The organism is Pseudoalteromonas aurantia (assembly GCF_005886875.1).
Lineage (GTDB): Bacteria > Pseudomonadota > Gammaproteobacteria > Enterobacterales > Alteromonadaceae > Pseudoalteromonas > Pseudoalteromonas aurantia_A.
The window spans coordinates 1-14,807 of sequence record NZ_PNBY01000134.1; the positions used below are offsets into that span (position 1 = coordinate 1).

Annotated in this window: 11 protein-coding genes; 1 reads left to right on the forward strand and 10 read right to left on the reverse strand. The window is 36.7% G+C overall.

All coding sequences use genetic code 11. The features are described 5' to 3' along the window. Window positions 1-80: 80 nt before the first annotated feature. From csm6 to CWC18_RS19345, 10 genes are all read right to left on the reverse strand, one after another. Window positions 81-1,211: a CRISPR-associated ring nuclease Csm6 gene (gene csm6, locus CWC18_RS19300; RefSeq protein ID WP_138675897.1), complete on the reverse strand. Its 1,131-nt coding sequence runs from the start codon at window positions 1,209-1,211 to the stop codon at window positions 81-83. Between the two features lie 120 nt (window positions 1,212-1,331). Beyond that, a complete protein-coding gene (locus tag CWC18_RS19305) occupies window positions 1,332-2,921 on the reverse strand; it encodes a hypothetical protein (RefSeq protein WP_138675898.1) in 1,590 nt (529 codons plus the stop codon). Between the two features lie 76 nt (window positions 2,922-2,997). Then, on the reverse strand, window positions 2,998-3,561 hold the full coding sequence (locus tag CWC18_RS19310) for a 4Fe-4S single cluster domain-containing protein (RefSeq protein ID WP_138675899.1): 564 nt from the start codon (window positions 3,559-3,561) through the stop codon (window positions 2,998-3,000). Beyond that, the gene (locus tag CWC18_RS19315; RefSeq protein ID WP_138675900.1) at window positions 3,562-4,059 is read right to left on the reverse strand and encodes a hypothetical protein; all 498 of its coding nucleotides are present in this window, start codon (window positions 4,057-4,059) and stop codon (window positions 3,562-3,564) included. Beyond that, window positions 4,056-4,268, reverse strand: coding sequence for a DUF2997 domain-containing protein (locus CWC18_RS19320; RefSeq protein ID WP_138675901.1), 213 nt, complete (start codon window positions 4,266-4,268; stop codon window positions 4,056-4,058). Before CWC18_RS19320 ends, CWC18_RS19315 begins: the two co-directional genes overlap by 4 nt. Further along, the gene (locus tag CWC18_RS19325; protein WP_138675902.1) at window positions 4,261-6,405 is read right to left on the reverse strand and encodes a hypothetical protein; all 2,145 of its coding nucleotides are present in this window, start codon (window positions 6,403-6,405) and stop codon (window positions 4,261-4,263) included. The genes CWC18_RS19320 and CWC18_RS19325 overlap by 8 nt, the downstream gene beginning before the upstream one ends. Then, window positions 6,405-8,051 carry a hypothetical protein gene (locus tag CWC18_RS19330; RefSeq protein ID WP_138675903.1) on the reverse strand — a complete coding sequence of 549 codons (1,647 nt, stop codon included), beginning with the start codon at window positions 8,049-8,051 and terminating at the stop codon, window positions 6,405-6,407. The genes CWC18_RS19325 and CWC18_RS19330 overlap by 1 nt, the downstream gene beginning before the upstream one ends. Further along, window positions 8,048-11,347: an AAA domain-containing protein gene (locus CWC18_RS19335; RefSeq protein WP_138675904.1), complete on the reverse strand. Its 3,300-nt coding sequence runs from the start codon at window positions 11,345-11,347 to the stop codon at window positions 8,048-8,050. The genes CWC18_RS19330 and CWC18_RS19335 overlap by 4 nt, the downstream gene beginning before the upstream one ends. Before the next feature lie 7 nt (window positions 11,348-11,354). Continuing rightward, the gene (locus CWC18_RS19340; protein ID WP_138675905.1) at window positions 11,355-12,956 is read right to left on the reverse strand and encodes an AAA family ATPase; all 1,602 of its coding nucleotides are present in this window, start codon (window positions 12,954-12,956) and stop codon (window positions 11,355-11,357) included. A 468-nt stretch (window positions 12,957-13,424) separates the two neighbouring features. After that, on the reverse strand, window positions 13,425-13,826 hold the full coding sequence (locus CWC18_RS19345; protein ID WP_138675906.1) for a hypothetical protein: 402 nt from the start codon (window positions 13,824-13,826) through the stop codon (window positions 13,425-13,427). A gap of 620 nt (window positions 13,827-14,446) precedes the next feature. On the opposite strand from CWC18_RS19345, the gene CWC18_RS19350 reads away from it, so the two are divergent. Beyond that, window positions 14,447-14,752 (forward strand): hypothetical protein, encoded by a 306-nt coding sequence (locus CWC18_RS19350; RefSeq protein ID WP_138675907.1) that lies wholly within the window; start codon window positions 14,447-14,449, stop codon window positions 14,750-14,752. Window positions 14,753-14,807 lie beyond the last annotated feature (55 nt).

Consider the following 14,807-nt stretch of genomic DNA (forward strand, 5'->3'; position numbering starts at 1 on the left):
GTATAATTTCTGTTTGTTCGTTTTGTCATTTAACACCTCAATAATTGGATTATATTCCATTATTAAAGTGTCCAGTTTGATTAAAGCAGATCAGTAAATGCCGCGACGAAATAGTGGGTATTATTGTCTTGTTTAACTGAATCTATACTGATTTTTTCAGCTAGTTCCACTGTAAGTCTGTTACCTATTTTTTTGTTGATTTGACTACGTGTTTGTTGCACAAAGTCACGTTCCATAGGTATTAAATTTTTATGTTCACCATCACGGAACTCTTCTGGTTCTAGACCGTATTTGGTGTAAACACGAGAATCACTGCCATATTGACTAAAGTGCGTTAAAAAAGCGATTACATGCTCTGTTGTCTCTTCAAAAGTGCGATCAATCACTAGGCCTTGTTTATTGGCTTTAGAGTGCTCAAGTATCCATAGGTAAAAAGCAAACTCTTTGGCAGAGAGTTTTATTTCAACCCCTGCGAGTTTTAGCTCTTTGGCTTTTTTATTGATAGTGAGTTCTAGTTCATCGTTATGAGCAGAGTTTAGGCTTGCAACGGTTTGACTAAATGATGCATTTTGTATGGTGTTAACCAAGGTTTGATCAATCGATTTACGCATACGTACAAAGGGAATTTCGGCTAGGGTGACGACAGCGTTTTTGCAATCCACGTCTCTGCCTAAATTTCGGTTATAAACGATACGAGAGTTAGGAGTTGGATAATAAAAATCAGGCACAAACTCAAACTTGTCGTTTACAAACACATGGCTTAGGCTGTCTTGCTCGCGGCCAAGCAGTGACATGGCATAACCTAAGTAAAATGCCATGGTTTTGCGCCCGCCAGCGATGGATGCATGAATGCTTAGCGTGTTATCGTTTGTGAGTTCAAACACTTTACGGGTGATAAAATCAGCCATAAAGGTTTGTTCTTGCTCAGTTTTGGCATCCAGTATTGGGTTGCCTTTATCGTCTTCAATTAACCAAATATTGTTTTCGTTGAATGTAATTGCAGGCAGTTGGTAGTCGTCAATTAGCTTTTGCCAGTGGCCTTGTGTAAATAAGCCATTTACCAACATATCTTTAGTATTTTGTGTGGTGATTACAAACACTTCTTCAGGCAGTTGTTTGCCTTGCTGATTTAAAGCGAAGATGGTCTCGGTTAATACTTGTGGGCTTGCGCCAGTGACGATAAGTAATATGTGTTTCGTTGTCTGACTCATGGGGCTTCCTTGTCATACTTTGAAACACATATTACCTGATAAAAATTATCTAATAAATAACGCTTTATAACAAAAGATTTGATTATTCATATTGTTAGAACCTTTATCGGTACAAAATCATTATTTCTTTTTTGCTTTGCGCGCTTTCTTTTTAGCTTGTTTTTGTTTTTTACGATCTGGCTGTTTGAACTGGGTGCGTGTTGTCACATAGCTGTTATCACGCATAAGCTGTTTACCTTTTGGTAATGCCAAAAACTCTACTGCGTTTTTGCAGCCTTCACTTGCTGCTTCACGAATAAGTGTTTTTAAGGCATAGGGCGACTTTACTGTGCCGCGCGCTTGTAACTCTTGCCAAATAAGCATGGCTAAATCAAACTTGAACTGTGCTTTTTCAACGTTGCACTTAGTTTTTGCTATAACTTGGTTACCAATTTTAATAGCCAGTTTGCGGTGCGATTCGTGTGTTTTAAACACCTCAAACAGCTCTTTATTAAAGTTAAACCAGTTCGGTAGTTGGCTGTAACTTTCAGCTAATGTAGCAAGCGCCTTTTCTTGCTCAGGTGTTTTGTTCCAATAACCAAAGTAATCACAGTATGCTTGCAGGCAATCAATGCCTTTTGCACGCCTTGCTTTTGCTTCGATTAATGCGCTACGAGCACGTTTTTGCGCCAGTTCATCCTCTTGATTTATAAGCCAAGCTTGAATTTTTAAGCCCGCATCAACCGAAAATGAGTTTGGCTCTTTATATGTGATGCCTTTTTCAAGCCAGTAGTTAAATTGCAGTGTATCTTTCGTTTTAAAGCGATCTTGTAAATCAGTTATAGCTTCAAAGTGGCCAAGCTCAGCTGCTTTTTCAACATGTTGCCAAGCACGATTGTTTTGCCCTTTTTTATTAATATAAAGAGCGAATTCGTAATGGGCTTCGCCACTCTCACATTCTTTTATGGCCGCTTTATAACACGTTTCTGCGTTGTGGTGTTCGCATAGTTGCAGCCACTTTAGCTGATAAGCTTTAGCATAAAGTAATGCTGTGCCTTCTGCATTGCACAGTGCTGAACGCGATAACCAGTACTCTAAATCACGCTTAAGCGTTTTAACTTGGTTGCGTGTTAAGTCCTCAACGAGTTCCTTGCTTTTATAATGCTCTAACTGAGAAAGCGCTTGCTTTGCCAGTGCATAATTGGCTTCTTTATTGCCGTTTAAGGCAAGTTCTACGTTCTTAATCTCATCGATATGTGTGGGCGCTTGCCAACTGGTCTTTTCACCCGTTTCACCACAAACGTTATAAACGAGAAAACTAGCTAGTTCATGCACCGCCTGCATGGTGTTATTAACTTGTTTTTGACTTGCTTGTGAACTACCAAACCAGTCATTTGTGATTGTGCAATAAGCGTGTACGCCTAAATTTGCATTCAGACGAATTACCTCAAGCTCATCAATAATGTATGGTGGAAAATTTGTAACACTTTCTAATTGCTTAATTTTATTTGTAAGCTCGGTATTACACTCCAGATTCACGCCAACTTTTTCGGCAAACACATGGCACCACACTTCTGCAAATAAACGCGCTTTTAATAAGGCACAACTGTGATCTTGAGAATAGAAGCGGTCCATATCCATCGCTAGGCAATAAAGCTCTGGATACCAATGCTGTAAAAATGAAAAGTTTTCTGTGGTTGTGTGCTCAATAATTGGTTGTACGTTAGTCATAAAAACTCCTTTAAATAATTTGGATTTTTAGACTAACGCAGATAGTTTTTGACGGGCGTTTTGCAAGCTTGTGAAGTTAGGGGTCGGGGTAACCTAGAATTGTTGATTTTGCGAACTCATCAATAATGATTTCAATGATATCTCCTTGTTCATCCTCTCGTTTAAGTTGCGTGTTACTTGTGTAAATTAGCTTTTGGTTGGTAGAACCTCGCAGATACAAACTGGTATCTCTTTTATCTTGTTGGTATCGGCCTGTAATTATTAAGTCCGCATTGTTATCAATTGTGCTCCAAAAGCCTCTTTCTATAAGTTCCCTTTGCGTATAACCACTATAAATAATACTAGTTAAGTTACCTACTTTTTTAAGTTTCTCTAACAGCCAAAGTGTATTTTCTGCTTGCTGGAATGGCTCTCCACCTAATATGGTTACACCAGAAATGTTTGGAGTCTTGATAATCTTTTTTAGTAACACTTCCCTATTTTTCAAGCTCTTTTTTTGATGGGACCACATTTCCTTATTCCAACACCCTTTACAAGCGAGCGTACAACCTTGGAGCCATACTATAAAACGTGCCCCTGGCCCATAAATATGGCTGCAAGGTTCTAGATGTGAAAGATTAAAACTATGTTTATCAAACACCTATACGCGCCTTATGCATACAAGCTGTATTTTACCATTAACATGCCTTTCTTTTACTGAGTAGCCTTGCTCTTTGGCCTTTGCTATTGCAGCGTTTTTTGTGGCTTCAATTTTTGCTAGGCGTTCAGCTTCAAGCCTAACTCGTTCTGCTTCAACTTGCTCTTCAAGAAATGCTTGGTATTCAGTACGATAAGCTATATCAACTTCCTCGATAAACTTAGTAACGCTTAAATACTTTTTAGAAGCCAATACCCTAGCACTATGCTCTTGTGCATCATGCCATAATGACCAACTATTATTTTGTTTTCTGAAAAACTGTAAGCCATTCCAATCTTGCCGATTGGTAATTAGGTCGCCCACTTGAAAACGACCATGACTATTTAACTCAATTATATTGTTGCTGTTTATCAACTGAGGCTCATAACTAAGTTTAGTTAAAGTGCGTATAAGCACTTCTTGGTTAATAAAAGGCGTTGTTGTTTTTATAACTGCACTCATGACTCACCTTGTTTTAAACTGAGTTTATTTTGTATTTGCAGTGATTGAGTTTTATTAAAATCATCTGTTTTTTTTAGTGATTTAATATTTACTTGTTCGTCTAACAATTCAGCTACTGCTTCAATGCACTTCTCACCATATAAACCATCTGTTTTAGCTGTAACACCGCCTTCTTCATCTATAGTAAGCACTATCCGCTGTTCAGGCATGATCATCTCCCTTTTGGGTGCATAACTTGGCATTTAGCCTATTCGCGTCATATCTAGCTTGTTTAAGCTCACTTTCATGGTTAACAACAATATAGCGTTGATTATCTGCAACCATTAACTTTAAGCCACCATAGGGTAAGTCTTCTGTTGGCAAGTTGAACTTGGACAACTCTTTATCTTTAATACCAAGCTGTGAATCTAGGCTGTTATCTTCGGCTTGAATTTTTGGCTCATTCTTTTTATGGTTTTGAAGTTTATCTGCTGCTATATCATAATCATTTAAAGACTTTGTTAGCGCTTTATCTAAATCAGAGAGTGTGTTTTCTATATTACGATTTTTCTCGGTGAGCTGTTTCACAGTCTCATTAAACTGGTGATGTAACTTCTTCGATTTTTTGTCTTTTAAAAATTGTTGCGCTTTAGCTAGCGTCTCAAGCTTTTTAGCTAATGTTTCACGTTTATCCTCATCTAGAGACGCTAAGTATTCGTTGAGTTTAGAACCATAATCAGTTTCTAATTGATTTAACTGTTTTTTTAAACTCGGGGCTTGTTGATTATTGCGCATTTCAATGTCTTCTTTAGCTTTATTCGCTTTTTTAAAATCATGCTCAAGGGACTCAAGCTCTCTTTGCCATTTGTGCGTCGCTTCTGCATAAGTTGTCTGCTTGTTAATATCAGATCCGCTTTGAACAATTTGTTTAATGAGAGCTATTAATTTGCTTTCTTTTTCAAAGCGCGTACTTGGCGATAAACTTTGTAACTCACATGTTTTAAGGTCTTCTAATTCAGTTTTGTAACCACTTAGAGTGCGTGATTTCCCTAACCAAAATTGGCTTAGTAAATTAGCAAATGGCTTTCCTTTTTGAGATTCTTCCTTCACCTTTAAACCATTGATCGAAGCAACCGCTTTTTCTATCGTGTCTTCCCACTTATTTTGAATATTTTGCCATTCGCTCTTTAACTTATCTTCTTTCGCATTTTTTGGAAGATACGGTGGGTGTACTCGGCTTTCAAATGTGACCGTTTTTGATAGATAGTCTGTATCCCAACCCATTTGTTCTTTAAAGAATGTTAAAGGCTCATCTATAAAATATTCATCAAATGAGTCACAAAACTTATCTTCCAGCTCAAGTGTTTTATTATCTTTAATGCAAAGCGGGTTAGAATCGGTACATTCAGCTTTGATGAACTCTAAAGACTGTAAATCCTTAGTTTTAGGCTGCCTTGAAAGTTGCCACTCAGCTTGCTCGATTAAACTATCCAGCTTTGTAGCTACTTGCTTCTTCTGCTCTTCATCAAGTAAGGCCACCCAGTTAACTTTGTTTTTATCAAAGTGTTCAGGTAGTAACCAAGCGCGATTATTACCACTTTCAAACACAAATGAAGGGAGATTCTGTTCAGATAGCGCAATTTTTGCTTTTTTACTTACAGATTGTTTATTTAAATCTGGGTAATTTGGATTTGATAGCAGACTCGAATACTCTGCACTATCTATATGTTTTACTAAATTTGGTGTTGAAATAGTGGCAACATCAAAAGTGATTGGATTAATAAAATACGCTTCTTTATGATACTCATCGTTTAAAACCACTTGACTTGGTGCCGGTTTTGCAACTCGTTCAATCTCACCAAAAAATTCGCGATTGGTACTATTCCAAAAGTGAAAACAAAAGCTCCTGTAAGTATCTTCAATTTGTTGATCGTTAAGCGCTAACAGAAAGCCACTTTCTAAACATGTAATGGCTAGCCCTTTTTTATCAAAATAGTGCGGATCACTGATGACCATTGCACCTGCTTGAGAAACACCTGTTCTAACTAAACAACGGGATTTTAATCTATCAATTGCCGTTTTATTTTCTTCAATGTTACCAAGGCAAATGTACACATTAATATTGTTATCGCTTTCAACAAGGTTTTGTAATGCAATTATTATGTCTTCACTTAGTAACTTGTCAGTAGCAAAAAGTAATTGATGCTTTGTTTTTTTTATTATCTCCAAAAGCTTATTATCTTGATACTTAGGCAGTAACTCTGTGTGTTGCTTTGCTTGCACGTCTTGCTTTATAAATACAGGAAAGAGTTCTTCATGACTAAAATCAATGGTTTTCTCGGCTTTTCTTGGTTGAAAACTTGTCATTACACTAACTCCTTTGAAAACGCTTCTATATGCTCTTGTAAATAATTTGGTAAATCATCTTTTTGAATAGGGCTAAATGTTGGATACCCATAAACTTTTAGCTCATTGGTATTTGTTTTTCTTGCAAAGTCTAAGCTTGCACTTACTTTCCAAGCGCGTATTTCATTTTTTATAAAAAAGATCCAATATCTATCGTGGTTTTCTGGAGACTTACTAACAAACTTTTTATCCCATCCACTTGGTAAAACTTGCTTAAATTGCGATTCGAGCGTTACTAGCAAACCACCTTGTGTGCCCAATTTATTTGCGATAGTTTCGAGTAATGATTTTTGGCTTTCTGATGTGAAATAGCGATCTGCAATCATCATGCTATCTACAATTCGGTTTGCAGTTAGGTGATTAAGAAGTTTCTGCACTTCTAGGATTGAGCCATCTTCAAGAGTAAGCTGTGCACCGTGTTCAGTTGAAAGATTTGGCAAAATGTCCATGCCTGCTGCTGCATGCCAATAACTCTGTGTTTTACCATTTTCACCCAGTAAATTAAGAATTTTTTCTGATCTCATTGGCACTAGATCAAAATGTGCCAACTTTGACTTACTTAACCAAGAAAGTTGTGCTTTTTCTGCGTGAGCTACTGGTAAATATGCCGATTGATATAAGTGTGTACACCATGCGCTTAACCAGTTATGAGCATCATCTTCACTAAATGGGGCAATTGATATTGCCGGATATTCTTTTATATTAAACTCTCCATACTCCGCTGTATTCAGCTTAGTAAATGGCAAGGTTTTAAGTCTTAAATCATTTAGCGTTTGTTGATTGTCGATTAAATCGCTAAATGGAACTTCAAATATATTGGTTTTGGAGTCCCAACGTCCTTCTAGCTCATTGACAACCGCATTCATCATGCTCTTAAACATAGCGACTGATGATTCTATATTTAGTGCCATTTCCTTTTTGGTAGAAATACTTCCTTTTTTGCCATTGCTGACTTGCTCTATAGCTAGCTCAGCAGTCAATGATAAAGGCTTATTCATTTTTACAGACCAGTCTAACGACGCTTGTGCTGTTTGAATTGGCTTACATAGCACTTCTATATCTTTTATTCTCGCATCAACTTTTTGAAAGGATGAATTTGTTTGAGTGACCAGATTAGTGCTCTGGAACTGTTCACCAATAAAGCTATCAGTAACAATGTTACTTTTTTGGTAGTTATTTAATGACTTGGAAGCAAATGCATCCACTCGTTGAATACAAATTGGCTGCCGTTTCAAAAATGGATCATTCTTTGCAAACCATACGTTAAACAAGCCACGCTCTGGCGTTTCTAAGTAAGGCTTATTGAGGAACTGTTCGCCGAGAGCAGTTAGTTCATCACTTTTATTCAATAAACCTATTTTGTATAAATACGCCTTAAGCCTTTGTGGCATACTTCTTAAATCACTTAAAGCCTGTTGAATGTCTTTTCGTTCATTTTTAAAAACAACCGTACCGAGTAAAGGCAAACACTCTACCTCAACTACTCTGTTCAATTGGAATAAGTCGCCGTTATTTCCAACGATTGTCTCTTTTTTTCCGTTTTTAGGTGTTGGCTTTTTCGAAGAACGCTTAAAGTTCTGTAATTGCTCTTTTATAGATTTGCTCATTTGCCTTCCTTAGTTAAGCTTTCGGCTAGGCCTTTTAATTCATCACTTCGTGATTTATTTTCAAAATAATCTTGACTTCCTACTACAGCGAGTTGATAGCGGGCACGTGTTATTGCCACATTCAATCTGTTTGGGGAGTCTAAAAAGCCGTCTCGATGTGTGTTAACCATAGATAAAAAAACAATATCAGCTTCTTGACCTTGAAAATAATCTACCGTTGCCAACTTAATTGGTAAGCCTTTGTACTCAAAGCGTGAGTAGCTTTTAGGGCTATTTGTTAATGTTTTAAGCGCTTCTCTTAGCGCTGATTCTTGACCTTTATAAAAGGTTAAGACTGCAATTGAATATGGCTTTCCTTCATCGTTGGTTTTACCTTCTGCCCAGCTAGCAAATTTTTGTAACTCTTGAGTAATTCGCCTTACTTCAGCTTTATTTTTATTCCCTTTTTCTACACTACCGTTTACATCGCACCAAGTCGCATGTGACGTGAAACCTTTGTAGTCCCAGTCTCTTTCTGTAGAGACACTATCTCCATTATTAAGTGACCTACCACCATAAAACTGCTTTCCAGGAAATTTTGAAATATCTGGGTGCATACGATGCTGATAACTTAACGTGACATGCCTTTGGTTTTTAATATTTGGTGAAAAGCCGGAATTAAGGGTATGTTCAATATCATTTTTACGTTTATCTAAACCACTTCCCGAAAGCGCTTCAAGTACTGATGGAAAGGCAATTTGATTAAGTTGGAAGACACGCCCTGCACAATCAACAGTTGAGGGCAAAAGCCTTTCTATTGTTGATTTATAACTTCTAGCTTTTTTATCAAAGCCATTAGCTAAACGTAACCAATATAAGCGCTCTAAACGCCAGCAAACTTCTGTTGCCCAAGAGTGTTTAGTAAACCGCTCGTTAAAGTGCTTATGCAGGTTAGTGGTTGTATTAATATCTTTGCCACGATAATGAAGCTTTTGGTTATCATTAAATATGGCGTTGTGCTGGAAGCTTTGGCTTGATGATTCATTATTATCACTTAACAAAATTGCATCTGGTGGTAAGTATGCTTGTATTTGCTCAAAACAGCTTTCTTCAATAAAACAAAGGTTTTTTTGCCATAACTCTAATGGGTTGCGAATAATTTCCGATAGATTATTTCTTTCAATAACTAACACATTTTGATAATCTTTATCCTTACGCCTTCTGTTATCTACTTCCGCTTTGATTGCAGAACAAACATCCCGTGATTCTTTTTTGATAAGATAGTTTTTATAAGCATCATTCTCGCGATTTGTGCCACGACACTCTTCAAGCAGAAAGCAAGCCTGTTGCAGAGCTTTATCTAGAGTTTGTGCTTTCTCGTTAATTCTGCCTTGCTTAAGCATTAAATTTTCAAGATTGGCAACAATTTGATCTCTATCCGTAAAAGGGGAAAGCTGCTTTATATCTCCCACTAAAATATGTTTTTTTGCATAGAGTGCCGGTACTAAAAATTCTTGAAATGGCGTCTTACTGCTTTCGTCTATGATCATCACATCAAATGGCGCTTCATGCTGTGACAAACGAATCGACTCATCATTAAACAAACGCATTATGCCTATTGTTGTGCCACAAACTAGGTTACTGCTTTCAACCAAAAGCTGTTTTGAAAGGTTACTGGTTGTTTCAAGCTCATCGATTTGATAATGCTCTAACCCCTGAGCATTATGTTTATCACCAATACGAAGCGGAAATATTTCGTTATCTAATTTTTTACTATCAACCCTTTCTAATACATTGTTAATTGCAGCGTGAGTTGATGCTGTAAGTAATACTCTTTTCCCTTTTCTAACAAGTTGTAGTATCAGTTCAAGAATAGAGGTTGTTTTTCCTGTACCTGGGGGACCATCTAAAATGGCAACATCCGGGGTGGCTAATGCTTTTTGCACAAACTCTCTTTGCTCTTCGCATCCTTTAAATTTCAGGTCTGTTAAAATACCCCAATCACCTTCTGCTAACTCCTCTGGTTCAAAAGGTTGCCAAGGTCCATCTTTTTTGTTGAGGAATAAGTTAATAATTGGAATTTGATCAATACTTGGCGCTTTTTTTATGTTAGTTAGGGCATTTTGTTGTTTTCTCAATTGAGAAATATCAGCTTTAACTTTTATCGTTTCACCCTTTGGGAACACACTTTTATTTTTAGTTTCTTTAGATTTAGCCAGTAGCAACTGTTTTTCGTCTTGCTTTGCTTTTACCACATAAAAAGCATCACGAGGGTTATTAGTGTTAGCTTCTAAAATCTTCGCGTTATCGCTAAAAAATAAGTCTAATAATGAAATGCTCAAACCTTCATCATCGTCAGGTTCAATTAATTGGATCCACAGCTCTTTTGCTTCAATTTTTGTTATCGTTAAATTGAGCGATGGGTGCGCTGCTAAATTACAACGCGATATCACCTCAGTATTAGCCTTTAAGGGCTCAATTAATATTTTGCTTTGCTTATATTTAATATCATAGTCTTTTGAAGGTAAAAGATTTCCTTGTTTATCATAACAATTTGACAGAGAAAATTTTCTTAGCTCTTGATCAGTTATATCTTCAACAATGGTATTTTTTAATGATGGTATTTTGTCACCATAAACAACATAGTGATCGTAAAAGTCAATTAAAGGCACAGAACTATCATTGTGCTCAAAGCGTTCCAATACTGTTAGGTAAATATCTGTGCCTAAATATTTTGCCGTTGCTGAGTCACTTTGAAATTCCCCTTCAATTAACACTTCATCCTTATCGATATGCTTTATTTGATAACACCTGCCTTCAACGCTTAGTTGCTCACCCTCTTTTAATACAAGGGAAATCGGCATGATAAGTAATGAATACCCTAACCAACTAACTTCAGTAATATTAGTTAGTTCATCTTTCAACCTGATTTCATGCTTGCCGGCTTTAATCCTAGAGTCACATACCTCAATGCGTTTTCGATTTTTACCCTTACCAACTGTAACCGGCTCTTCAGTATCGAATTCAAAATCTTCATCTAAATCATCACTGTTTAATTGATACCAGTTTGATTCACCAGACATTACCTTTAGCTTGGTAAGTGGCATTATTCTATAGATTCGAGTGGTCGGAGATATTTCGTATGATGATGTTGCGAGAGGTTTCCATTTACACTCTGTTTCTTTATCTTTAAAAGCTGTAATACTGTTCTTCAAATATTGGTTAAAAGGAAATAAACCTTTATCGACAGTTTCAGCCAGCCTACTAGCAGCTTTTTCATTTTTATTGTCACTTATTGCCAAATAAAATGGATTCATGTTCTTCCTAAACAAACGGGTTTTCTATTTCAGATTTGAGCCTGATTGACTGGTCTTTGCTTTTATCAAGTGGTTCAGGTGATTCAGCAGACGCATTTACAGCCCTACCTTGTGCCCACTTTCTCGTATTTTCAATTACTTCACTCATAGTTATCGACATGGGAGTAGTCTCTAGCAAAGCTTTCTTAATGTGCTCAAATTCAAGCTCTTCTACTTCATCAAAAGCGATAAACAATGCTTCTTTTATAGCTTCTTTTAGCTCTGCACCAGTAAATCCTTTCGATAAGGTTGCGAGAGTATTGATCTGAACAGGAGAGAGGTTCTCTAAACGACGAATTTTATCTAGGTGAACTTTGATAATTTCACGACGTTCATTCTCTGTTGGTAAATCAACAAAAAAGATTTCGTCTACACGACCTTTACGTAGTAATTCAGGAGGTAATTGAGCAATGTTGTTTGCTGTAGCGACGACAAAAACAGGTTTCGTTTTTTCTTGCATCCAAGTTAAGAAATTGCCTAATACACGCGCTGTTGTTCCTCCATCAGTGGCACCTGAACTTTGTGCACCCGAGAAACCTTTCTCAATTTCATCTATCCATAAAATACTTGGTGAAATTGCTTCTGCTAGTAGAAGTGCATCACGCATGTTTGATTCAGATTGACCAACAATTCCCCCATATATGTTGCCCATATCCAAACGCAAAAGAGGTAGCTGCCATTCATTTGCTATCGCTTTAGCAGACAGGCTCTTACCTGTTCCAGGTAACCCGAGCATTAATAAACCTCTAGGAGTTTCTAAACCGAACTCTTTTGCTTGTTGTGAAAATGCTAACCGCCTTCTATTAAGCCAAGCTTTAAGATTATCTAGTCCGCCAACCTCATTCAGTGATGAATCAGGATGAAAGTATTCCAAGTTACCTTTTTTCTTAATCAGTTGTTCTTTTTCTTTTACAAGATCTGGAATATCGAGATCAGATAAACGTTTCTTGGCATACGCAATTTTTGCGAAAGCAAGTTGAGCTTCACTAGTTGATAGCCCTATCGCGGCATTTAAAAAGGATTCTGTATGTAAACAATCTCTTTCATCTAGCTGAAACTTTTGTTTAGCTTGTACTGCCAACTTTGATAATTCTTGAATCGAAGGAAGCGGCATGTCGAGCACAACAACTTCTTTCTCTAATTCGATTGGTAGATATTTTATAGGCTGAGATAGTACGATGGATATGTTGCTTATACTTCTACCAGCCACAGCAATAGCAAAATTCCGTAAGCGGCTGATAACTGAATGCTCTCCTGGATTTAAAAAGTGGTGAAAGTCTTCCAGTAAAACAATGCAATTTTTAGGTGTTTCACATATTAACTCGTCATCAGTATCACCAATAACCCAATCAAGCACCTCGACTGGACTATGTATATCTTCCTCTAATTCTGCTGGTTGATTGATGTCTTTTCTAAGCCCCTTAACACTATCCCATATGTAGGTAGACTTATTATTTTCTTTAGCAAGGGATTGAATTTCTGCGCGAATGCGCAAAGTGTCATGGCTAATAATTTGTATTAGTGGAGCGCTGGCGTTCACTGCCAAAGCAAATTGAGATTTGAAGTCCATAAATTTCCGATACTACTGGTAAAACTTTACCTATTGTTCACAATCAACATATTTCCTGAATCCTTGTTGATGAAGTTAAAGTTACTCAATCATTGATTCATTTTCAATAGTTATCTTTACATAATTAAATATAAGTAATATTTCACAAGCTTGTGAAATATTTTATGGTTTGGTTTACAGACATTAAATAAATAAATACTTAGTTTTTCTTTGAAGAGCAAACTTGAAATAACTCTCTGATAAAGCTAAGTTAGTTTTAATTTTTTATATATTAATATTCATCCAAATGACTATACAAACACACTTCTGTGGTATCAAACTCTCGCCGTCATCAAAAGAAGAAAGATAAGAGCTTGAACAACGCGTAACAAAAGCCAGAAAAGAAAAAAAAGCCGAATATGATGGCTACGGTATCCCGCGATCTGTTTTTATTGTGAGAGAAAAAGCGAGCCGATAGGCTCGCTCTAATTAAACATTTTCAATTTGTTCACACCAAACTTGAATTGCTACTTCAAAATACTCTTCTGGTGACAGCATGAAAATGCTTTTAAATTCATCCGTAAATAAATCACAGAACTCGGTAATTTCATCAATATAAGTAAGTAGCAATAACAACATGTCACTGCCCTCCAGATAACGTTCTTCAAAATGAAGATCGGTCTCCTCAAATATGGCTTTTGATATCGATATACCAAGTACCTTCCCTACTTCATCTCGATGTAGATAGATATAACGGGTAAACCCAAGTTCTATTTCATCATCTGTGTCATCAACAACTTCTGCCAATGGTAATATTGTACTTTTGTCATGTGATGCCCACTTTGATTTAGAAATACGCTTATATTTACGGATAAATTGATTTTGGCTCATTTAAAAGTTCCTACTTTATGTCTTTAAAACTAAGTAGGAACACGTTGGGGGAGTTATTAGGTTAGTCGTAAAAATCTAAAATAAGCTAGTCATCATGTTGGCTGTAATGTGGATCTAAAGTGCGCTTCCAAATATCTTCATAAGTCAGTTCGCTAACGCCGGCATTTAAATCACAGAATGCATTTTCTGCCAGATAAATTGCTGAGCCTAGATCATCATTTACTTTTAATTAATCAACGGTCGAAATTCGTTTCATATTCGTTATTCCTTTTTTATTAGTTCAAATCTAACTAGGAACAGACCATGAACATTATTGTTGATGATCTAAGGAGTTTATCTTTACTGAACAAATAATAGCCAACAGGGAGTGCGTATTCTTTTGTGGGGAATTTTAGGAGAATTATGGGGAATATATTTTCACCATTTAAATTATTGATTTTATTCAATAAAAATACAGGTGATTTCCAAGGGTATTCTACCCATACAAACGCTTAAACAAGTACGCAAAACAGCAGGCTTGCGCTCCTTCGTTGCTAATTTTAGCCTGCTAATTTTAGCCTGCTAATTTTGCGCCTGTTAAAGCGGGCGTTAGGTTTACAGGGATATCTGGAAGCATCAGGATGAAATCGAGCAATAAAAAACTACTTATCAGCTTATTAATTACTATTTGTTTCATTACTACGGGAGCAATCTTTTGTAAAGTAGGGAAAGATGAGGTTTTCTATCTTTGTGGTAATTTTTCGGCTGGTGAAATGAAATCAAGTGTAGTTAGGCAACTGGATACAACTAACCTTTCCAGCTACATGTATTCTGTTAATGAAAGTGGTTCAACTATTGTGTTTAATAATAGGCTCTTTTTTGTCACCAATCAATGTGTAATCGAATTTGATAAAAGTGAGAAAGTTGTCCTTGCTGGTTTTAAGTAAACCTAACAAATAAGGATAGGTGTCGCGCAGCCGATACCTTATCTGGGTGTTGAAC